The organism is Streptomyces sp. MUSC 14, from assembly GCF_001866675.1.
Classification (GTDB): domain Bacteria; phylum Actinomycetota; class Actinomycetes; order Streptomycetales; family Streptomycetaceae; genus Streptomyces.
Genome location: NZ_MLYN01000008.1, coordinates 20,709 through 41,710, shown reverse-complemented (window position 1 = coordinate 41,710; position 21,002 = coordinate 20,709). Strand labels below are relative to the sequence as shown.

At 71.0% G+C, this 21,002-nt stretch carries 20 protein-coding genes; 15 read left to right on the top strand and 5 right to left on the bottom strand.

The features are described from left to right. Positions 1–56 precede the first annotated feature (56 nt). From BIV25_RS03780 to mutM, 4 genes are all read left to right on the top strand, one after another. Entirely contained in the window at positions 57–707 is a 651-nt protein-coding gene (locus BIV25_RS03780; protein ID WP_071370686.1) for a DUF177 domain-containing protein, read from the top strand. 2 nt (positions 708–709) lie between these two features. Beyond that, positions 710–883 carry a 50S ribosomal protein L32 gene (gene rpmF, locus BIV25_RS03775; protein ID WP_003951102.1) on the top strand — a complete coding sequence of 58 codons (174 nt, stop codon included), beginning with the start codon at positions 710–712 and terminating at the stop codon, positions 881–883. Between the two features lie 8 nt (positions 884–891). After that, the gene (rnc, locus tag BIV25_RS03770) at positions 892–1,728 is read left to right on the top strand and encodes a ribonuclease III (RefSeq protein WP_371272983.1); all 837 of its coding nucleotides are present in this window, start codon (positions 892–894) and stop codon (positions 1,726–1,728) included. A 95-nt stretch (positions 1,729–1,823) separates the two neighbouring features. Beyond that, positions 1,824–2,684, top strand: a complete 861-nt coding sequence (gene mutM / locus BIV25_RS03765) for a bifunctional DNA-formamidopyrimidine glycosylase/DNA-(apurinic or apyrimidinic site) lyase (RefSeq protein ID WP_071370684.1) — start codon at positions 1,824–1,826, stop codon at positions 2,682–2,684. Here mutM and BIV25_RS03760 read toward each other — a convergent pair. Beyond that, the gene (locus BIV25_RS03760; protein ID WP_071370683.1) at positions 2,657–3,043 is read right to left on the bottom strand and encodes a helix-turn-helix domain-containing protein; all 387 of its coding nucleotides are present in this window, start codon (positions 3,041–3,043) and stop codon (positions 2,657–2,659) included. The two genes, mutM and BIV25_RS03760, sit on opposite strands and share 28 nt — an antisense overlap. A 106-nt stretch (positions 3,044–3,149) precedes the next feature. Between BIV25_RS03760 and BIV25_RS03755 the strand changes: the two genes are divergently transcribed. Beyond that, positions 3,150–3,734, top strand: coding sequence for a flavodoxin family protein (locus BIV25_RS03755; protein ID WP_071370682.1), 585 nt, complete (start codon positions 3,150–3,152; stop codon positions 3,732–3,734). Between the two features lie 52 nt (positions 3,735–3,786). After that, the gene (locus BIV25_RS03750) at positions 3,787–4,266 is read left to right on the top strand and encodes a GNAT family N-acetyltransferase (RefSeq protein WP_071370681.1); all 480 of its coding nucleotides are present in this window, start codon (positions 3,787–3,789) and stop codon (positions 4,264–4,266) included. Positions 4,267–4,269: 3 nt separating this feature from the next. Here BIV25_RS03750 and BIV25_RS03745 read toward each other — a convergent pair whose 3' ends face one another. Next, entirely contained in the window at positions 4,270–5,463 is a 1,194-nt protein-coding gene (locus BIV25_RS03745; RefSeq protein ID WP_071370680.1) for a CAP domain-containing protein, read from the bottom strand. Positions 5,464–5,644: 181 nt separating this feature from the next. Here BIV25_RS03745 and BIV25_RS03740 point away from each other — a divergent pair, with 181 nt between their 5' ends. The 4 genes from BIV25_RS03740 to BIV25_RS03725 all read left to right on the top strand — a co-directional run bounded on the left by BIV25_RS03740 (position 5,645) and on the right by BIV25_RS03725 (position 12,010). After that, the gene (locus BIV25_RS03740; RefSeq protein WP_071370679.1) at positions 5,645–5,926 is read left to right on the top strand and encodes an acylphosphatase; all 282 of its coding nucleotides are present in this window, start codon (positions 5,645–5,647) and stop codon (positions 5,924–5,926) included. A 382-nt stretch (positions 5,927–6,308) separates the two neighbouring features. Then, positions 6,309–6,512 carry a hypothetical protein gene (locus BIV25_RS03735; RefSeq protein ID WP_023546484.1) on the top strand — a complete coding sequence of 68 codons (204 nt, stop codon included), beginning with the start codon at positions 6,309–6,311 and terminating at the stop codon, positions 6,510–6,512. 249 nt (positions 6,513–6,761) lie between these two features. After that, positions 6,762–10,367: a chromosome segregation protein SMC gene (gene smc / locus BIV25_RS03730; protein WP_071370678.1), complete on the top strand. Its 3,606-nt coding sequence runs from the start codon at positions 6,762–6,764 to the stop codon at positions 10,365–10,367. Between the two features lie 224 nt (positions 10,368–10,591). Continuing rightward, positions 10,592–12,010, top strand: a complete 1,419-nt coding sequence (locus BIV25_RS03725; RefSeq protein ID WP_071370677.1) for a sugar porter family MFS transporter — start codon at positions 10,592–10,594, stop codon at positions 12,008–12,010. A 137-nt stretch (positions 12,011–12,147) separates the two neighbouring features. Here the strand turns inward: BIV25_RS03725 and BIV25_RS03720 are convergent, their stop codons facing one another. Continuing rightward, positions 12,148–13,119 carry an LLM class flavin-dependent oxidoreductase gene (locus BIV25_RS03720; RefSeq protein WP_071370676.1) on the bottom strand — a complete coding sequence of 324 codons (972 nt, stop codon included), beginning with the start codon at positions 13,117–13,119 and terminating at the stop codon, positions 12,148–12,150. A gap of 92 nt (positions 13,120–13,211) precedes the next feature. Here BIV25_RS03720 and BIV25_RS03715 point away from each other — a divergent pair, with 92 nt between their 5' ends. After that, positions 13,212–13,424 (top strand): hypothetical protein, encoded by a 213-nt coding sequence (locus BIV25_RS03715; RefSeq protein ID WP_071370675.1) that lies wholly within the window; start codon positions 13,212–13,214, stop codon positions 13,422–13,424. A gap of 6 nt (positions 13,425–13,430) precedes the next feature. On the opposite strand, the gene BIV25_RS03710 is transcribed toward BIV25_RS03715, so the two are convergent. Further along, complete coding sequence (locus BIV25_RS03710) at positions 13,431–14,882, bottom strand: cytosine permease (protein ID WP_071370674.1); 1,452 nt, start codon at positions 14,880–14,882, stop codon at positions 13,431–13,433. Between the two features lie 169 nt (positions 14,883–15,051). On the opposite strand from BIV25_RS03710, the gene ftsY reads away from it, so the two are divergent. Beyond that, positions 15,052–16,269, top strand: coding sequence for a signal recognition particle-docking protein FtsY (ftsY, locus tag BIV25_RS03705; RefSeq protein WP_071370673.1), 1,218 nt, complete (start codon positions 15,052–15,054; stop codon positions 16,267–16,269). 110 nt (positions 16,270–16,379) lie between these two features. On the opposite strand, the gene BIV25_RS03700 is transcribed toward ftsY, so the two are convergent. Continuing rightward, complete coding sequence (locus BIV25_RS03700) at positions 16,380–17,042, bottom strand: bifunctional DNA primase/polymerase (protein ID WP_071370672.1); 663 nt, start codon at positions 17,040–17,042, stop codon at positions 16,380–16,382. Positions 17,043–17,511: 469 nt separating this feature from the next. On the opposite strand from BIV25_RS03700, the gene BIV25_RS03695 reads away from it, so the two are divergent. The 3 genes from BIV25_RS03695 to BIV25_RS03685 all read left to right on the top strand — a co-directional run bounded on the left by BIV25_RS03695 (position 17,512) and on the right by BIV25_RS03685 (position 20,973). Then, entirely contained in the window at positions 17,512–18,990 is a 1,479-nt protein-coding gene (locus BIV25_RS03695) for a hypothetical protein (RefSeq protein ID WP_071370671.1), read from the top strand. A 304-nt stretch (positions 18,991–19,294) separates the two neighbouring features. Further along, on the top strand, positions 19,295–20,638 hold the full coding sequence (locus tag BIV25_RS03690; protein ID WP_071370670.1) for an ammonium transporter: 1,344 nt from the start codon (positions 19,295–19,297) through the stop codon (positions 20,636–20,638). Continuing rightward, on the top strand, positions 20,635–20,973 hold the full coding sequence (locus BIV25_RS03685) for a P-II family nitrogen regulator (protein WP_071370669.1): 339 nt from the start codon (positions 20,635–20,637) through the stop codon (positions 20,971–20,973). The genes BIV25_RS03690 and BIV25_RS03685 overlap by 4 nt, the downstream gene beginning before the upstream one ends. The last annotated feature ends 29 nt before the right edge of the window (positions 20,974–21,002 follow it).

Genomic DNA, 21,002 nt, shown 5'->3' with positions numbered 1-21,002 from the left:
GCTGCCCGGAACACCGACGGGCGGTGTCCCTTCGAGCTTGAAGATCGAAAGCAGGAATGGCTCCCAACGCCCGCCTCGACCACCGCGACCCCCTCGTGTTCGACACACACGAGCTGGGACGGCGTCCTGGCGCGCTCCAGCGCCTGACCCGCACGATCGACGCCCCCGCGGATCTCGGGATCCAGGGAGTCATCGGAGTGCCCGAGGGCGCCCCGGTGGAGCTCGAACTCCGCCTTGAGTCGGTCATGGAAGGGGTGCTCGTCACAGGCACCGCCCGTGCACGGGCCGAGGGGGAGTGCGTAAGGTGTCTGGAGCCGGTCGAGCAGCAGCTCGAAGCGGATTTCCAGGAACTGTTCTCGTACCCTGACGCCGACGACCGGGGCCGCGTGATCGCGGAACCGGGCGACGACGCCGAGGACGACGAGGACCGGTTCTTCCTCGAGGACGGACTCTTCGACCTCGAACCTCTGCTGCGTGACGCGGTGGTGCTCGCACTGCCGATGCAGCCGGTGTGCCAGGAAGACTGCCAGGGCCTGTGCTCCGAGTGCGGAGCGCGGCTCACGGACGACCCGGACCACCACCACGACGCCGTCGACATCCGTTGGGCGGCTTTGCAGGGACTCGCCGGTTCACTCGAAGACGGCGAGAAGGACGAGATGAGCGGCGCTGACGCGGAAGCGGGCGTCGACGAGAAGCAGGAGAAGTAGCCGTGGCTGTTCCGAAGCGGAAGATGTCGCGCAGCAACACGCGCCACCGCCGGTCGCAGTGGAAGGCTGCGGTCCCCACCCTGGTTGCGTGCGAGCGCTGCCACGAGCCCAAGCAGCAGCACATCGCGTGCCCGTCTTGCGGCACCTACAACAAGCGCCAGGTCCTCGAAGTCTGAGCGGCCAGGTGAGAGGCACTGTGTCCACGCCCAAGAAGAACTCTTCCCGTGCGAGCGGGAGCCCGGCGGACAACCAGGCCTCGTCCCACACGCTTCTGGAAGGGCGGCTCGGGTATCAGCTCGAGTCCGCCCTTCTGGTGCGCGCGCTGACCCACCGTTCGTACGCGTACGAGAACGGCGGTCTGCCGACGAACGAGCGGCTGGAGTTCCTCGGGGACTCCGTGCTCGGCCTCGTCGTCACGGACACGCTGTACCGTACCCACCCCGACCTGCCCGAAGGCCAGCTGGCCAAGTTGCGGGCCGCGGTGGTCAACTCGCGTGCGCTGGCGGAGGTCGGCCGTGGCCTCGACCTGGGCGCCTTCATCCGGCTCGGCCGTGGTGAAGAGGGCACAGGAGGCCGGGACAAGGCGTCCATCCTCGCCGACACCCTGGAAGCGGTGATCGGTGCGGTCTATCTCGACCAGGGCCTCGACGCGGCGTCCGAGCTGGTGCACCGGCTCTTCGACCCGCTGATCGAGAAGTCCTCCAACCTCGGTGCCGGCCTGGACTGGAAGACCAGTCTCCAGGAGCTGACCGCGATCGAGGGGCTCGGCGTGCCCGAGTACCTGGTCACGGAGACCGGCCCCGACCACGAGAAGACCTTCACTGCTGCCGCCCGCGTCGGAGGCGTCTCGTACGGCACCGGCACCGGCCGCAGCAAGAAGGAGGCGGAGCAGCAGGCCGCCGAGTCCGCCTGGCGGGCCATCAAGGCCGCCGCGGACGAGCGCGCCAAGGCCGCCGAGGCGGCCGGCGAAGCCTCCGGGGCCGGTGCCGAGGACGGCGAGTCCTCGTCCGCTCCGGCCTGACCCACAGCAGTACGAGCGCCCGCCCCGCCGTTCCCGGCGGGCCGGGCGCTCGGTTCATCCACCGCTTTGTGCGAGCGCTCTGTACGGGGGTCCCGATGCCCGAGTTGCCCGAGGTCGAGGTCGTACGGCGCGGTCTCGCGCGCTGGGTGGCCGAGCGCACCGTCGCCGAGGTCGAGGTGCTGCACCCGCGCGCCGTACGCCGGCACATCGCGGGCGCCGACGACTTCGCGCACCGTCTCAAGGGCCGGCACATCGGCACCCCCAGCCGTCGCGGCAAGTACCTGTGGCTGCCGCTGGAGGAGACGAACCAGTCGATCCTGGCGCACCTCGGCATGAGCGGCCAGCTGCTGGTGCAGCCGCACGAGGCGCCGGACGAGAAGCACCTGCGCATCCGCGTCCGGTTCGCGGACTCCCTCGGCACGGAGCTGCGCTTCGTCGACCAGCGCACCTTCGGCGGACTGTCGTTGCACGACAACACCCCCGACGGGCTGCCCGACGTCATCGCGCACATCGCCCGCGACCCCCTCGACCCGCTGTTCGACGACGAGGCCTTCCACCGGGCGCTGCGCCGCAAGCGCACCACCATCAAGCGGGCCCTGCTCGACCAGTCGCTGATCAGCGGCGTCGGCAACATCTACGCGGACGAGGCGCTGTGGCGCGCCCGCATCCACTACGAGCGCCCGACGGCGAACTTCACCCGCCCGGTCACCCAGGAACTCCTCGGCCACGTCCGGGACGTGATGAACGCGGCGCTCGCCGTCGGCGGCACCAGCTTCGACAGCCTGTACGTCAACGTCAACGGCGAGTCGGGCTACTTCGACCGGTCCCTGGACGCGTACGGCCGCGAGGGCGAGCCCTGCGGGCGGTGCGGTACGCCGATCCGCCGCCGCCCGTGGATGAACCGGTCGAGCTACTTCTGCCCGAAGTGTCAGAGGGCGCCGCGCGTCTCGTCGTAACGCGCGCGTGCCGTGAGCACGTCGTCCATCGCGCCCTCCACACAGTGGATGAGGGCGAGCAGCCGCCCGGCGACCTCGCGGCCGAGCGCGGTCAGTTCGTAGTCCACGCGCGGCGGGTTCGTCGGCTGTGCCTCGCGGTGTACCAGCCCGTCGCGCTCCAGCGCGTGCAGCGTCTGGGACAGCATCTTCTCGCTCACCCCGTCGACCCGGCGGCGCAGCTCGTTGAAGCGCAGCGACCCCTCGTACAGCGCGCCGAGTGTCAGCCCGCCCCAGCGGCCCGTGACGTGCTCCAGCGTCGCGCGCGAGGGGCATGCCTTGGCGAAGACGTCGTAGGCGAGGTCGTCCAGCTGCTGGTCCATGGGTACAAGCGTACGCCGGTGCAGCGCTAACCGCCAGGTTGCACTATCGAAAAGTTAGTGCTTTCCTTTGCTCATTGCTTCCGAGCTGCCCATCTGAGGAGTCCCCATGACCGCCCCCGTCGTTTCCATCGCCTACCACTCCGGCTTCGGCCACACCGCCGTCCTCGCCGAGGCCGTGCGCGCCGGTGCCGCCGACGCGGGTGCCGAGGTGCACCTGATCAAGGTCGACGAGATCACCGACGAGCAGTGGGAGACGCTGGACCGCTCCGACGCGATCGTCTTCGGCTCGCCCACCTACATGGGCACCGCCTCCGGCGCCTTCCACGTCTTCGCCGAGGGCACCTCGGGCCGCTGGTTCACCCGCGCCTGGCAGGACAAGCTGGCCGCCGGCTTCACCAACTCGGCCTCCAAGAGCGGCGACAAGCTGCACACCCTTCAGTTCTTCCAGACCCTCGCCGCCCAGCACGGCATGACCTGGGTGAACCTGGGCCTGCTCCCCGGCTGGAACAGCAGCACCGGCTCCGAGAACGACCTCAACCGCCTCGGCTTCTTCGCCGGTGCCGCCGCGCAGAGCAACAACGACCAGGGCCCCGAGGGCGTCCACAAGGCGGACATCGCCACCGCCGAGCACCTGGGCCGCCGGGTGACGGAGACCGCGCTGGTGTTCACGCGCGGGCGCAGCGCAGCCTGAGGCCGCCGGAAACACGGGGGCGGCGGCGGGCCGGGACGCGTACGGTTCCCGCATGCCCGAGCTGTGTCTGCTCCGCCCGGACCACGCCCCCGCGCTCCTCGCCTTCGAGCGGGAGAACCGGGCGTACTTCGCCGCGTCCATCCCGGACCGCGGCGAGGAGTACTTCGCCCGGTTCGACGAGCGGCTGCGCGCCTCGCTGGCGGAGCAGGAGGCGGGGGAGTGCTGCTTCCACGTGGTGATCGGGGCCGACGGCGACGTGCTGGGCCGGGTCAACCTCGTGGACGTGGCCGACGGCGGCGCCGAACTCGGCTACCGGATCGCGGAGCGGGCGGCGGGCCGGGGGCTGGCCGGCTGGGGCGTGCGGGAGGTGTGCGCCCTGGCCGCCGAGCGGTACGGCCTCACGGTCCTGCGGGCCCGGGCCACCCTCGACAACGCCGCCTCACGGGCCGTGCTGGCCCGCACGGGTTTCGCGGTCGTCGGCGAGACTCTGCTCAATGGCCGCCCCGCGCTGACCTACCGCCGCGCCCTGTGAGCCTTAGTAACCGAAGTCCTGTGTCCACCAAGGGCCGCCCGCGCCGAAGTGGACGCCGACGCCGAGGGTCTTGAAGTCGCAGTTCAGGATGTTGGCCTTGTGGCCGGGGCTGTTCATCCAGGCCGTCATCACGGCCTGCGCGTCGGCCTGGCCGCGGGCTATGTTCTCGCCGCCGAGGTTGCTGATCCCGGCCGCCGAGGCCCGGTCCCACGGTGACTTGCCGTCCGGGTCCGTGTGGTCGAAGAAGCCCCGTGCGGCCATGTCGTCGCTGAACGCCCCGGCCAGCTTGGCCAGCGAGGAGTTCGCCGCGAGCGCGCTGCACCCGACCTTCGACCGTTCCTGGTTGACGAGCCTCAGCACCTCCGTCTCGGCCGCGCTCCGCGCCGACACCGTCGCCGGTGCGGCGCTCGCCGCGGGCGCCTTGCTCGCCGTGTGCGACGGGGTGCTCGCCGCCCGGGACGCGGTGGCCCGGGGCGCCGGGGTCCCGCCTGCCGTCCTGGACGGCGAGGCCGACGCCGATGCGGAGGCGGATGCGGAGGCGGACGGGCTCGGGGACGCCGGGCGCGTCTCGGTCCTGCCGACGCCGGGGGCGCCCGCGCGCTGGTCGGCGCTGCCCGACGTGCCGCCCTGCTCGGTCGCCGTGTTGCCCGGCGAGCCCGCCGCCTGCACCGAGTCGCTGCCGGTGTCCGTGCTGCCGCCGAGCCTGTACTGCTGCAGTCCCGGCACCACGCCCGTGGCCACCGCGGCCGTGCCGAGCGCGACGGCGGCCGCCGTGCCGAGCAGGCCCACGCGCACCGGCCCGCCGGTCCTCTTGCGGCGTCGGCGGCGCGAGGAGTCGCCGCCCGGCGTGAACCCGTCACCCGCACCGGAGCCCGGGCCACCGCCGTCGGCGAACGGATAGGCGTGGGCCCGGGGGTTCGCCTCCGCGTAGGCCTCCGGGTTCAGATACGGCGCGATGCCCTTGGGCACCCCGTCCCGCCGGTACAGCTCCATCGCGTACGGATCCCGCGTGTACGGATCCGGCATGTGCGAGTCCGTCGCGTACGGATCCCGCATGTGCGAGTCCGCCGCGTATGAGTCCGTCGTGTACGGGTCACGCGTGTACGAGTCCGGTGGGCCGTCGCTCCCGGTGGCGGAGGTGTCCGTGTGCGTGAGCCCCGTGGCGCGGCCCTCGGCGGCGCGTCGGTGCCGTCCCATCCCCTTGCCCTCTTCCTCGTCCTCGCGGGCTGCCCGGTGCCCGGTGGCGCCTGACTCCCCCTGGCCCACCCGACCCACTCGATCGAGTGAGTTTCATATGAGATTCATTGGGTGGGGACGCTACCCCATGGCATCGGGAGGTGCCGTGTCCCGAGCGGCATCGGCCGGTTAGGTTGCACCCATGAACGAGGATGTACGGCTGGTCGCCTGGGTGCGTGGACACGTCCAAGGTGTGGGTTTCCGCTGGTTCACGCGCGCGAAGGCACTGGAGATCGGCGGCCTGAGTGGTTTTGCTCTCAATCTGGCCGACGGCCGGGTCCAGGTGGTCGCGGAGGGGCCGCGCGAGGACTGCGAGGGACTGCTCGACTGGCTCCAGGGCACCGACACGCCCGGGCGCGTGGAAGGTGTCACCGAGATCTGGGACACACCCCGCGGCGGCTACGACGGCTTCGCCATCCGCTGACCGGGGCCCGCGACACCGCGCCGGCGGGCGCGCGAAGAGGCGCCGCGCGCGGGTGCGGACGGTGGAAACGGCCTGGTGGTTGCCAAGAAGAGCCCGGCATGGCAGGCTCCCCTGCTACGACTGATCGACACGCCCCGAGGCACCGGAAGAGTCGCCGCGCCGCCGATTTCCCGGCCGCGTGCCCCCGGTTCGCCCGCCAATACGGGGTGTGATCGTGTTGACCGTCAAACTTTTTGGTGAGACGCTGAAAGCCCCGCGCACCTTAGCTGTTTGGCATGAAGCAACAGCAGAGCAACACCCGGATGTGCCAAGCACCGCGGGTGCGAATCCCTCACGACCCACACCGCATCGGTCGGTCACTCAGTGTGGAGGACCATCCATCATGGCAAAGGCGCTTCTCGGTTACGTCGGCGGCTCCGACCCTCGACTCCTCGCCGAGATGCGACGGTTGCAGCAGCGCGTCCAGGACCTGGAGTCCGAGCTCGTACGGATCCAGGCGGAGAACGATGCGCTGACGGCTGCCGCCTCTCAGGACAGGATCATGGAGAGCATCGACGCACACCAGGCGGAGCCTGCGCTCACCTGATTACTGCATCGCTCCACGACAGCAGTCGCAGTCATCGGGCTGCCGAATCAACCGCTCAGTTGATCGGACGGCTGCAACCCAGTCGTCAGAGTTGCAAGGGACGCTTCGGCGTCCCTTCCTTCTTTCTGCTTTCCCCCGCATCGTTTCACCCTCTTTAACGTACGGTGTGCCCTGCATGTTCACTGGTGAAACCGCGCGGCCCGGAGGGTTCGTGGAGTGAGATAGCGGCGCCCGGTAGAGTCCGACGGCGTGCACCTCAAGGCCCTGACCCTCCGCGGGTTCAAGTCGTTCGCCTCGGCGACCACACTCCGGTTCGAACCGGGCATCACGTGTGTCGTCGGACCGAACGGCTCGGGCAAGTCCAATGTCGTGGACGCGCTCAGCTGGGTCATGGGCGAACAGGGCGCCAAGTCGCTGCGCGGCGGCAAGATGGAGGACGTCATCTTCGCCGGCACCACCGGCCGCCCGCCGCTGGGCCGCGCCGAGGTGTCCCTGACCATCGACAACTCCGACGGTGCGCTGCCCATCGAGTACGCCGAGGTCACCATCACGCGGATCATGTTCCGCAACGGCGGCAGCGAGTACCAGATCAACGGCGACACCTGCCGCCTCCTCGACATCCAGGACCTCCTCTCCGACTCCGGCATCGGCCGCGAGATGCACGTCATCGTCGGCCAGGGCCAGCTCGACTCCGTCCTGCACGCCGACCCCATGGGCCGCCGCGCCTTCATCGAGGAGGCGGCCGGCGTCCTCAAGCACCGCAAGCGCAAGGAGAAGGCGCTGCGGAAGCTGGACGCGATGCAGGCCAACCTCGCGCGCGTACAGGACCTGACCGACGAACTGCGCCGCCAGCTCAAGCCCCTCGGCCGCCAGGCGGCGGTGGCGAGAAGGGCGGCCGTCATCCAGGCCGACCTCCGCGACGCGCGCCTGCGCCTGCTCGCCGACGACCTCGTACGGCTGCGCGAGGCGCTGAGGACCGAGATCGCCGACGAGGCCGCCCTGAAGGAGCGCAAGGAGTCGGCCGAGCAGGAGCTGAAGAAGGCCCTGCAGCGCGAGGCCCTGCTGGAGGACGAGGTCCGGCAGCTCACGCCGCGCCTCCAGCGCGCCCAGCAGACCTGGTACGAGCTGTCCCAGCTGGCCGAACGCGTACGGGGCACGATCTCGCTGGCCGACGCGCGCGTGAAGAGCGCGACGTCCGCGCCCCCCGAGGAGCGGCGCGGGCGCGACCCCGAGGACCTGGAGCGCGAGGCCGCCCGCATCCGCGAGCAGGAGGCCGAGCTGGAGGCCGCCCTGGACGCGGCCCAGCACGCCCTGGACGACACCGTCGCCCACCGGGCCGAGCTGGAGCGGGAACTGGCCGTCGAGGAGCGCCGGCTGAAGGACGTGGCCCGCGCCATCGCCGACCGCCGCGAGGGTCTGGCCCGCCTCAACGGCCAGGTCAACGCGGCCCGTTCGCGCGCGGCCTCGGCGCAGGCCGAGATCGACCGGCTGGCCGCGGCCCGCGACGAGGCCCAGGAACGGGCGGTCGCCGCCCAGGAGGAGTACGAGGCACTCAAGGCCGAGGTGGACGGCCTCGACGCCGACGACGCGGACCTTGCCGGGCGGCACGAGGCGGCCAGACGGCAGCTCGCCGAGGCGGAGTCCGCCCTGAGCGCTGCCCGCGAGGCCCTCACCACGGCCGAGCGCAGCCGCGCCGCGACCCAGGCCCGCCGGGAGGCCCTGGCCCTGGGCCTGCGGCGGAAGGACGGCACCGGGATACTGCTGGGTGCCCGGGACCGGCTGACGGGCGTACTCGGCCCGGCGGCCGGACTGTTGACGGTCGCCCCCGGCTACGAGGTCCCCCTGGCGGCGGCGTTCGGCGCGGCGGCGGACGCCATCGCCGTGTCGACCCCGGCAGCGGCGGCGGACGCGATCCGCCTCCTGCGCAAACAGGACGGCGGCCGGGCGGCATTGATCCTGGCGGGGGACGATGCGCCCCGCAGGGGCGCGGGGAACTGCGCGCTCAGCCACGACGCACCCGCAGTCGCCGATGCATCCATCACCACACCCCCCGGTGGGCGCACCGCCACTGAGCTCGTGCGCGGCCCCGCCGAACTCATGCCCGCCGTCCACCGCCTCCTGCAAGGAATCGTGGTCGTCGGGACCTTGGAGGACGCCGAGGAACTGGTCTACGCGCACCCGGAACTCACCGCCGTCACCGCCGAGGGCGACCTGCTCGGCGCCCACTTCGCCCACGGCGGCTCGGCCGGCGCGCCGAGCCTGCTGGAGGTGCAGGCCTCCGTGGACGAGGCCGCGGCCGAGCTGGACGAGCTGGCGCTGCGCTGCGAGGAGCTGACCGAGGCGCAGCGGGCGGCGACCGACCGGCGTGCCGAGGCCGCCGCCCTCGTGGAAGAGCTGGAGGAGCGGCGCAGGGCCGCCGACCGGGAGAAGTCCGCCGTCGCCCAGCAGCTCGGCCGGCTCGCCGGGCAGGCCCGCGGTGCCGCCGGGGAGGCCGAGCGCTCCGCCGCGGCCGCCGCCCGCGCGCAGGACGCGCTGGACAGGGCCGTACAGGAGGCCGAGGAGCTGGCCGAGCGGCTCGCCGTCGCGGAGGAGATGCCGGTCGAGGAGGAGCCGGACACCTCGGTGCGCGACCGGCTCGCCGCCGACGGGGCCAATGCCCGGCAGACCGAGATGGAGGCCCGGCTCCAGGTCCGTACCCACGAGGAGCGGGTCAAGGGGCTCGCCGGGCGGGCCGACTCGCTCGACCGGGCCGCCCGCGCCGAACGCGAGGCACGCGCGCGTGCCGAGCAGCGCCGGGCCCGGCTGCGGCACGAGGCGGCCGTCGCCGGGGCCGTCGCCGCCGGCAGCCGGCAGCTGCTCGCGCACATCGACGTGTCCCTCGCCCGCGCCGAGCGGGAGCGCACCGCCGCCGAGGCCGCGAAGGCGCGGCGTGAGCAGGAGCTGACCGCCGCGCGCACCGCGGGCCGCGAACTGAAGTCGGAACTGGACAAGCTGACGGACTCGGTGCACCGCGGCGAGGTGCTCGGCGCCGAGAAGCGGCTGCGGATCGAGCAGCTGGAGACCAAGGCGCTGGAGGAGCTGGGCGTCGAGCCGGCGGGACTGGTGTCGGAGTACGGGCCGCACCTGCCGGTGCCGCCTTCGCCGCCCGCCGAGGGCGAGGTGCTGCCCGAGGACCCCGAACACCCGCGCAACCAGCCCCGGCCCTTCCACCGGGCCGAGCAGGAACGCCGGCTCAAGGCGGCCGAGCGGGCGTACCAGCAGCTGGGCAAGGTCAATCCGCTGGCGCTGGAGGAGTTCGCGGCGCTGGAGGAGCGGCACAAGTTCCTCAGCGAGCAGCTGGAGGACCTGAAGAAGACGCGGGCCGACCTGCTTCAGGTGGTGAAGGAGGTCGACGAGCGCGTCGAGCAGGTCTTCACCGAGGCGTACCGGGACACGGCCCGCGAGTTCGAGGGCGTCTTCAGCCGGCTCTTCCCTGGCGGCGAGGGACGGCTGATCCTGACCGATCCCGACAACATGCTCACCACCGGTGTGGACGTCGAGGCCCGCCCGCCGGGCAAGAAGGTCAAGCGGCTCTCCCTGTTGTCGGGCGGTGAGCGGTCGCTGACGGCCGTCGCACTGCTGGTGTCGATCTTCAAGGCCCGGCCGAGCCCCTTCTACGTCATGGACGAGGTCGAGGCCGCGCTCGACGACACCAACCTCCAGCGGCTGATCCGGATCATGCAGGAGCTGCAGGAGGCCTCGCAGCTGATCGTGATCACGCATCAGAAGCGCACGATGGAGGTCGCCGACGCGCTCTACGGCGTCTCCATGCAGGGCGACGGCGTCTCGAAGGTCATTTCTCAGCGGCTTCGCTAGCCCATTCAAGATCAACTCACCCTGTGTTCGAGAAGTGAACACGGGGTGTCCTGGAATATCTAAAAGCTCACAGGGGCTGAACTATTGACTTCGAAACTTGAAGGCATAGTCTCTGCAACGTTGCTTTTACCTTCAGGTGTGAGCGCACCCCCCGTATGCGCCACTTGAACTTGACAGGGCTCGCCCCCCACCCGGCAGCGTTGCCGTGGCCCGAGGAGATACACGTGACCAGCACAGCGCAGGCACCTCAGTCAGGAGCCGGAACGGCTCATCCCGAACATCTCGGGCACGTCATCTTCATCGCGGCTGCCGCCGCCATGGGCGGTTTCCTCTTCGGTTACGACAGCTCCGTGATCAACGGTGCCGTCGAGGCCATCCGCACCAAGTACGACATCGGCTCCGCCGCCCTCGCCCAGGTCATCGCGATCGCCCTGATCGGCTGTGCCATCGGCGCCGCCACGGCCGGCCGCATAGCCGACCGCATCGGCCGGATCCGCTGCATGCAGATCGCCGCCGTCCTCTTCACCATCAGCGCCGTCGGCTCCGCGCTGCCCTTCGCGCTGTGGGACCTCGCCTTCTGGCGCATCATCGGCGGCTTCGCCATCGGCATGGCCTCCGTCATCGGCCCCGCCTACATCGCCGAGGTCGCGCCGCCCGCCTACCGCGGCCGGCTCGGTTCCTTCCAGCAGGCCGCGATCGTCGTCGGCATCGCCATCTCCCAGCTGGTCAACTGGGGCCTGCTGAACGCCGCCGGCGGCAAGCAGCGCGGTCACCTGATGGGCCTGGAGGCCTGGCAGGTCATGCTCGGCGTCATGGTCGTCCCGGCCGTCCTGTACGGCCTGCTCTCCTTCGCGATCCCCGAGTCCCCGCGCTTCCTGCTCTCCGTCGGCAAGCGTGAGCGCGCCAAGGAGATCCTCGCCGAGGTCGAGGGCACGGGCACCGACCTGGACGCCCGCGTCGCCGAGATCGAGCACGCGATGAAGAGCGAGCACAAGTCCACCTTCAAGGACCTGCTCGGCGGCGGGTTCTTCTTCAAGCCGATCGTCTGGGTCGGCATCGGCCTGTCGGTCTTCCAGCAGTTCGTCGGCATCAACGTCGCGTTCTACTACTCCTCGACGCTGTGGCAGTCGGTCGGCATCGACCCGACGGACTCGTTCTTCTACTCCTTCACGACGTCGATCATCAACATCGTCGGCACCGTGATCGCGATGATCTTCGTGGACCGCGTCGGCCGCAAGCCGCTCGCCCTCATCGGCTCGGTCGGCATGGTCGTCGGTCTGGCGCTGGAGGCCTGGGCGTTCAGCTACCACCTGGTCGACGGCAAGCTGCCCGCCACGCAGGGCTGGACCGCCCTGATCGCCGCGCACATCTTCGTCCTCTTCTTCGCCCTGTCGTGGGGCGTGGTGGTCTGGGTCTTCCTCGGCGAGATGTTCCCGAACAGGATCCGCGCCGCCGCCCTGGGTGTCGCCGCCTCCGCGCAGTGGATCGCCAACTGGGCCATCACCGCGAGCTTCCCGTCGCTGGCCGACTGGAACCTGTCCGGCACCTACGTGATCTACACGGTCTTCGCCGCGCTCTCCATCCCGTTCGTCCTGAAGTTCGTCAAGGAGACGAAGGGCAAGGCGCTGGAGGAGATGGGCTGACCCTCCCCGAGGAGGCCCACCGAGACCGAGGAGTAGGGGCCAAGTCCCCGCTGCCCCTCTCCTCGTACCGTCCGCCGCCCCCGTTCCGGCCACTGTCCGGAACGGGGGCGGCGGTGTCGTCGCCCCGAGGCCAGGTGTCAGGTGCCGAGCGCGGGCAGCACCCGCTGCGCGAACAGCCGTAGACTCCGCCACCCCTCCTCCACCGGCATCCCGCCCGCCAGCGGATGCAGGACCAGGTTGTCCAGCTCCTGCGCCACGCACTGCTCCGGCGTGAGGATCCGGTAGACACCCTCCGCGCGCAGCTCCTCGACCGTCGTGGCCGCCGACTTCACCGCCGAGCGGATCTGCCCGGACTGCCAGGAGGCGTACGTCCGCGCCTCGTGCAGGAAGTGCTCGCCGTACACCGCCCACGCCCGGTCCGGGTCCTCGGAGACATGCAGCAGGGGCGTCTGCGGCGCGGGCATCATGACCCAGCCCTCGGTGCCGTACTCGGCGAGCCGCTCCTTGTAGTACGCCTCCAGCTCGGGCAGATGCGCGCTCGGGAAGAACGGCAGGCCGAGCCGGGCGGCCCGGCGGGCGGCGGCCTTCGAGGAACCGCCGACCAGCAGTAGCGGGTGCGGCGCGGTGAACGGGCGCGGGGTGAGCCGTACGGTACGGCCCCGGTACGTGAACTCCTCGCCCGACCACGCCGCCAGCAGCGTCTCCAGCAGCTCGTCCTGGAGCCGGCCCCGGCGCTTCCAGTCCACGTCGAACAGGGCGTATTCCTCGGGGCGGTACCCGATGCCGGCCACCGTCACGAGCCGCCCGCCGCTCAGCAGGTCCAGTACGGCGATCTCCTCGGCCAGCCGCAGCGGGTCGTGCAGCGGGCCGATCACCGCCGACACCGTCACCGCGATGTTCCGGGTCGCCCCGAACACCGCTCCGGCGAAGGCGAACGGCGACGGCAGCCAGTTGTTCCCGGCGCCGTGGTGCTCCTCGGTCTGCACGGTGGCGACGCCGTGCTCGTCGGCGTACGCGGCCATCTCCAGGGCGGCCCGGTAGCGGGCGGAGAGGGCGGCGGGCGTGGCGCCCGGAGCGACGAGGTTGAAACGGACGACCGTGACGGGCATGGCAAGTCCCCCTCCGGTACGGCTCGGTGGAGGGGGACGGTAGCTGACGTAGCGTCAGATGGCCATGGCGGGACGGGAGGTAGGCTCGCGGGATGACCGGAGCCGTACCCGGCGCCGTACCCACCGACCCGCGGGCGGAGGCCGGGCGGGACCGCGTCGCCCTCTGGCTCGCACCGGACGATCTGCGGTGGCTCGCCCGCCACTGCTGCTGTCCCGACGACGCCGAGCAGGAAACGAGGGACCGCTGCTCACGCCTGCGCTTCCGGGCGAGCGCGGCCCTCCACAAGAGCGGCCGGCCGCGCTGAGGCGCCTCAGGCGTCGACGGTCGCGGGCTCCTCGGCCGGCTCGGCGGCCGCAGCCGGCCGGGTCGCCGCGGGCTTCGGCAGGACCAGGTACAGCAGGCCGGAGATCACGATCGTGGCGACCCAGCCGAGGCCGTACTCGCCGATGACGTTGTTCTTCGCGAGCGGGCCGGTGAACCAGTCCGACGTCGTGAACATCAGGCCCGAGACCAGGCCGATCGCCCAGGCGGCCACGGCCGCGGGGGAGAAGCCGCCCTTGTACCAGTAGGCGCTGGTGCGGGTGGTGTCGGCCATCGCCGCGCCGTCGTACTCGGTGCGGCGCAGCATGTCCGCCCCGAACACGCCGACCCACGCGGAGAAGGCGACCGCCAGCAGGGAGAGGAAGGCGATGAACGAACCCATGAAGCTCGTCGCCACCAGCATCAGCACACCGCCGAAGATCAGCGAGATCACGGCGTTGACGGAGACCGCCCAGTGGCGCGGCACCTTGAAGCCGAGGGTCTGCGCGGTGAAGCCCGCCGAGTACATCGACATCGAGTTGATCAGCAGCATGCCGATCAGCGAGATGCACAGGTACGGCACCGCGATCCAGGTCGGCAGGATCTCGCCGAGGAAGGACACCGGGTCGGTCGCCGAGGCCAGGTCCGGCGTGGAGACCGCCATCACCGCGCCCATCAGGACCATGGGGAGCACGACGACACCGGCGCCGCCCACCGCCGTACCGACGATCGCCTTGGACGACGCCGTGCGCGGCAGGTAGCGGGTGAAGTCCGGCGCGGTCGGGATCCAGCTGACACCGCCGGCCGCGATCATGCCGACACCGGTGATCACCGCGGCCGTCGAACCGCCGCCGTGGTGCATCACCTTCGACCAGTCGGTGTTCGCCACCAGGTAGGCCAGGACGAGCACCGAGAAGACGCCGAAGAGATACGTCGCGTACTTGTTGCACTTCTGCACGGCGTTGATGCCGAGCCCGGAGATCGCGAAGGTCGCCACGACGAACGCCAGCAGCATCACCATGTCCAGCACGCTGTTCGCCTTCAGGCCGAACGCGATGTCCAGGATGGTGAGCATCGCGTAAGCGCCGGTGACCGCGTTGATCGTCTCCCAGCCCCAGCGCGCGACCCAGATCAGCGAGCCGGGCAGCAGATTGCCGCGCTGGCCGAAGACCGCCCGGGACAGCGCCATGCCGGGCGCGCCGCCCCGCTTGCCCGCGATCCCGATCAGCCCGACGAGGCCGTACGACACGACCGGCGCGGCCGCCGCGACCACGAGCGCCTGCCAGATGTTCAGGTGGTACGCGACGACGAGGCTCGCGCCCATCGTCAGCAGCAGCACGCTGATGTTGGCGCCGACCCAGGTCGGGAACAGCTCACGGGTCTTCGCGGTGCGCTCGTGATCCGGGACCTGCTCGATCCCTCGGGTCTCGAGAGCGCCTTCGGTCTCGACGGTTTTGCTCATGGAAAAGGGGCCTGCCGTGGGGGGAACGGGGACGCTCGGACTCTACGCGCGTCAACAGATGCGCCACCATCGTACTTTGCTCCGACTCCTCGCCGTACGTGGCGTTTGTCTCTCAGAGGAAGCCACAAACCGGCGTCCGTCGTCACCCATGGCTGATACTGGACGGGTTATGGAAACCGTCATCCTTGCTGTAGTCATCGCCGTGGTCGTGATCGGCGCGCTCGGCGGGCTGATCGTGGGCACCCGGCGCCGGAAGCCGCTGCCTCCGCCTCCCCCGAAGACGCCCGACATCACCGCCCCCCCGGCCGAGCCGCACGTCGGCGACGAGGCCGAGACACCGCGCGACGAACCGCGCCGGACGATCGAGGAGGTGGATCTCCCCGGCGGCGCCGCACCGGTCGCCGTGGAGGAGCCTCCCGCCGCCGAGCCCTCTCTCGAAGAGGCTCCGGAGATCGAGATCCCGGAGCCCACCGCAGGCCGGCTGGTCCGCCTGCGCGCCCGCCTGTCCCGCTCCCAGAACGCACTCGGCAAGGGCCTGCTCACGCTCCTGTCGCGCGAGCACCTCGACGACGACACCTGGGAGGAGATCGAGGACACGCTGCTCACCGCCGACGTCGGCGTGCAGCCCACCCAGGAGCTGGTCGAGGGCCTGCGCGAGCGCGTCAAGGTGCTCGGCACCCGCACCCCCGAGGAGCTGCGCGGCCTGCTGCGCGAGGAGCTGCTCAAGCTGGTCGGCACCGATGTCGACCGCACGGTGAAGACCGAGCCCGAGGACCGCAAGCCCGGCATCGTGATGGTCGTCGGCGTCAACGGCACCGGCAAGACCACCACCACCGGCAAGCTCGCGCGCGTGCTCGTCGCCGACGGCCGCACCGTGGTGCTCGGCGCCGCCGACACCTTCCGCGCCGCCGCCGCCGACCAGCTCCAGACCTGGGGCGAGCGCGTCGGCGCCCACACCGTGCGCGGCCCCGAGGCCGGCGACCCGGCGTCCGTGGCCTTCGACGCGGTCAAGGAGGGCAAGGAGATGGGGGTCGACGTCGTCCTCATCGACACCGCCGGCCGCCTGCACACCAAGACCGGCCTCATGGACGAGCTGGGCAAGGTCAAGCGGGTCGTGGAGAAGCACGCGCCGCTGGACGAGGTGCTGCTCGTCCTCGACGCCACCACCGGCCAGAACGGTCTGGTCCAGGCCCGCGTCTTCGCGGAGGTCGTGGACATCACCGGCATCGTGCTGACCAAGCTCGACGGCACTGCCAAGGGCGGCATCGTCGTCGCGGTCCAGCGTGAGCTGGGCGTGCCGGTCAAGCTCGTCGGCCTCGGTGAGGGCGCGGACGACCTGGCGCCGTTCGAGCCGGAGGCGTTCGTGGACGCACTGATCGGTGACTGAGAAGGTCGTAAATTTACTACCTGCGCGTGAGAAGCGCCCGGCCCCAAGGTGCAGTTGGGGACGGGCGCTTCGCCTTGTGCGGGCCGGTGCTCGCGGGCCGGTGCTCGGGGTCAGGCCCGCGCCCGCGACCGGTGCGCCACATACGCCAGCGTGCCCAGCACCAGCCGGGCCGCCGGAGGCGCGGTCGCCGAGTCCAGCGCCGGCGGGCGCAGCCAGCGCACCGGGCCCAGCCCGCCCCGGTCGGAGGGCGGCGCCGTGACGTACGCACCGGGGCCGAGGCCGCTCAGGTCCAGGGCCGAGGGGTCGTCCCAGCCCATGCGGTAGAGCAGCCGGGGCAGTTCGGCGGCGGAGCCGGGCCCGACGAAGAAGTGCGCGCGGCCGTCCGGGGTCGCGGCCACCGGGCCGAGGGGCAGTCCCATCCGCTCCAGGCGGACCAGGGCGCGCCGGCCGGCCGCCTCGGAGACCTCGACGACGTCGAACGCCTGGCCCACCGGCAGCATCACCGCGGCGCCCGGGAACTCCGACCAGGCCTTGCTCACCTCGTCCAGCGTCGCCCCGGCCGGCACCTGGGGCGCGAAGTCCAGCGGGTGGGCCCCCGGTGCCGGGCACTCGGCGCGCCCGCAGGAGCAGGCGCCCGCCGCGGCTCGCGCGCCCGGCACCACGTCCCAGCCCCACAGCCCGGTGAACTCGGCGACGGCCGTGCACTCCGATGACCGGCCGCGCCGACGCGCGCCGGAGCGGATCTCGCGGATGCCGCCGATCGTGAAGCCCATGCCCCCTCCAACGGGTCCAGCGCGCCGGTGGTTACGACACGGAACGGGACGAAAGCGGAACGTAACGCTACGGCTCCGCCTTCCCGCGCCGGCCGTCGATCAAGCGCGGGGTCAACGCGGCGCCTGGAAGCGCTCGGGGTGGCGCACCGGGTTGCCTGCGCCCCCAGGTGCTTCACTCCGCCCACTTCCGGTCGTCCTATGTCAAGTGAATCGCGTCCCGGGGATCGTGAGTTCATTCGAAGGGGTGGCGAATGGTGGCGTTTCCGGGATCGCCATGGCTGGACGGGTGATCGTAGGATTACTGTGAGTGTGCGAGTCCTGGGGGCATATGCGTCCATGGGTATGCCGGAGGCGAGTCGTCATCCCGTTCGAAGGGTGAGAACCGGCGGACGGGAGGCCGTATTTACCGGCATTCTGATAGGGCTTGGCGTACGCGGCGACAAGTGGTCTCAGGAATGGGGGCGTTCCAGTGAGCGGCAACGGCGGTAGCGGGGTGAACGCTGACAAGCACCCCAACGAGCTGCTCGGCTCGTGGTTCGTGCGCAGCGGCTGGTCCAAGGGCGAGCTGGCCCGCCAAGTCAACCGCCGGGCCCGCCAGTTGGGCGCCAACCACATCTCCACGGACACCTCGCGCGTACGACGCTGGCTGGACGGCGAGAACCCGCGCGAACCGATCCCGCGCATCCTCTCGGAGCTGTTCTCGGAGCGCTTCGGCTGCGTGGTCTCCATCGAGGACCTCGGCCTGCGCGCGGCCCGCCAGTCACCCTCCGCGACCGGCGTCGACCTGCCCTGGACCGGACCGCAGACCGTCGCCCTGCTCAGCGAGTTCTCGCGCAGCGACCTGATGCTCGCCCGGCGCGGCTTCCTCGGCACCTCCCTCGCCCTGTCCGCCGGTCCCTCCCTGATCGAGCCGATGCAGCGCTGGCTCGTGCCGAGCCCGGCCTCCCCGGGCTGCCCCGAGTCCCGCGCCGCCCTCGACCCGCGCCGCCCCGGCCGTCTGTCCCGGCCCGAGCTGGACCTGCTGGAGTCCACCACCAGGATGTTCCGCCAGTGGGACGCCCAGTGCGGCGGCGGCCTGCGCCGCAAGGCGGTCGTCGGGCAGCTCCACGAGGTCACCGACCTGCTCCAGGAACCCCAGCCCGAGGCCACCACCCGCATCCTGTTCAAGGTCGCCGCCGAACTGGCCGAGCTGGCGGGCTGGATGTCGTACGACGTCGGCCTCCAGCCCACCGCGCAGAAGTACTTCGTGCTCGCCCTGCACGCCGCCAAGGAGGCCGGCGACAAGCCCCTGGGGTCGTACATCCTCTCCAGCATGAGCCGCCAGATGATCCACCTGGGCCGGCCCGACGACGCCCTGGAGCTGATCCACCTCGCTCAGTACGGCAGCCGTGACTGCGCGAGCCCGCGCACCCAGGCGATGCTGTATGCGATGGAGGCCCGCGCGTACGCGAACATGGGCCAGCCCGGCAAGACCAAGCGCGCGGTCCGCATGGCCGAGGACACCTTCGCCGAGGCCGACGAGTGGGACGAGCCGGACCCCGACTGGATCCGCTTCTTCTCCGAGGCCGAGCTGTACGGCGAGAACTCCCATTCCTACCGCGACCTCGCCTACGTCGCCGGGCGCAGCCCCACCTACGCCTCCCTCGCCGAGCCGCTCATGCGGCGGGCGGTGGAGCTGTTCGCCGACGATCCGGAGCACCAGCGGTCGTATGCGCTGAACCTGATCGGCAAGGCCACCGTGCACCTGCTCCAGCGTGAGCCCGAGCGGGGCACGGAATACGCCTCCCGGGCCATGGAGATCGCCAAGAAGGTCCGCTCCGAGCGCGTGAACACTCGTATCCGAAAGACCGTCGACACCGCCGCGCGGGACTACGGCGACCTCGCCGTCGTCGTCGGCCTCACCGACCAGCTCGCCGTGGACCTCCCCGAGACCGCCGAGGCCGTCTGACCGACCCCGGCACGCCAAGCCCCGGCCGCGGCCGGGCCTCCCGAACCGCTCGACTCGGCTCCCCCATGCCAGGTCATCGAGAGGCCCGCCGCGGCCGGTCTGTCTCCCTCCCGGAGATCCGGTCGTTCATCCACGCGTAACACGCACGGCGCCTTCGTCACCCCGGCGAAACAACGAGGGGCTTCCACCGAAACCGCGCTGCGTCAATCTCATGGCGCATAACCGGCCCACCCCTCACCCGACCGGACCGCCCCAGGCCCGGTACCGCCCGCACGGGGCCGTAGAAACCGACGAGGAGACGCCGATGGCCCCAGCCATCACGCTTGCCGCGGAGGCACCCAAGCTGTCATCCGCGAACACAGGCTTCATGCTGATCGCTTCCGCCCTGGTGCTGATCATGACCCCGGGTCTGGCCTTCTTCTACGGAGGCATGGTCCGGGTCAAGAGCACCCTCAACATGCTGATGATGAGCTTCATCAGCATGGGCATCATCACCATCCTCTGGACGCTCTACGGCTTCTCCCTCGCCTTCGGCACGCACAACGGCCTCATCGGCTGGAACGCGAACTGGTTCGGTCTCAGCCACATCGGCCTGACCGAGCTGTGGCCCGGATACACCATTCCGATCTTCGTCTTCATGGTGTTCCAGATGATGTTCGCCATCATCACCCCGGCCCTGATCAGCGGAGCCCTCGCCGACCGCGTGAAGTTCTCGGCCTGGTGCCTGTTCATCGCCCTGTGGGCCACGATCGTCTACGTCCCGGTCGCCCACTGGGTCTGGGGCGCCGACGGCTGGGCCTTCAAGCTCGGCGTGATCGACTTCGCGGGCGGTACGGCGGTCCACATCAACGCGGGTGCGGCGGCGCTCGGTGTCATCCTCGTCATCGGCAAGCGCGTCGGCTTCAAGAAGGACCCGATGCGCCCGCACAGCCTCCCGCTGGTCATGCTCGGCGCCGGTCTGCTCTGGTTCGGCTGGTTCGGCTTCAACGCGGGCTCCTGGCTCGGCAACGACGACGGCGTCGGCGCGCTGATGTTCGTCAACACGCAGGTCGCGACGGGTGCCGCCATGCTGGCCTGGCTCGCCTACGAGAAGATCCGGCACGGTGCGTTCACCACGCTGGGCGCCGCCTCCGGCGCGGTCGCCGGTCTGGTCGCGATCACCCCGTCCGGCGGCGCGGTCTCCCCGCTCGGCGCGATCGCCGTCGGCGCCATCGCCGGTGTCGCCTGCGCCGCGGCCGTCGGCCTCAAGTTCAGGTTCGGCTTCGACGACTCGCTCGACGTGGTCGGCGTCCACATGGTCGGCGGCATCATCGGCTCCCTGCTGATCGGCTTCTTCGCCACCGGCAAGGGCCAGTCCACCGCGACCGGCGTCTTCTACGGCGACCACTCCTTCACCCAGCTGTGGAAGCAGTGCGCCGGTGTCGGCGCGGTCCTCGCCTACTCCCTGGTCGTCTCCGCGGTCCTCGCCTTCCTCCTCGACAAGACCATCGGGATGCGGGTCACCGAGGACGAGGAGATCTCCGGCATCGACCGGGCCGAGCACGCCGAGAGCGCCTACGACTTCAGCGGCACCGGCGGCGGTGTCATCGGCTCCGCCGCCCACGCCCCGTCCCCGGCCGCCGCCCAGACCAAGAAGGTGGACGCATGAAGCTCATCACCGCCGTCGTCAAGCCGCACCGGCTGGACGAGATCAAGGAAGCGCTTCAGGCGTTCGGCGTCCACGGACTGACGGTCACCGAGGCCAGCGGTTACGGTCGGCAGCGGGGCCACACCGAGGTCTACCGGGGTGCCGAGTACACCGTCGACCTGGTCCCGAAGATCCGCATCGAGGTGCTGGCCGAGGACGACGACGCCGAGCAGCTGATCGAGGTCATCGTGAAGGCGGCCCGCACCGGAAAGATCGGTGACGGCAAGGTCTGGGCCCTGCCGGTCGACACGGCCGTACGGGTCCGCACCGGCGAGCGCGGCCCCGACGCGCTCTGACCAGCACCTCTGAGAACGGGAGTCGCCGG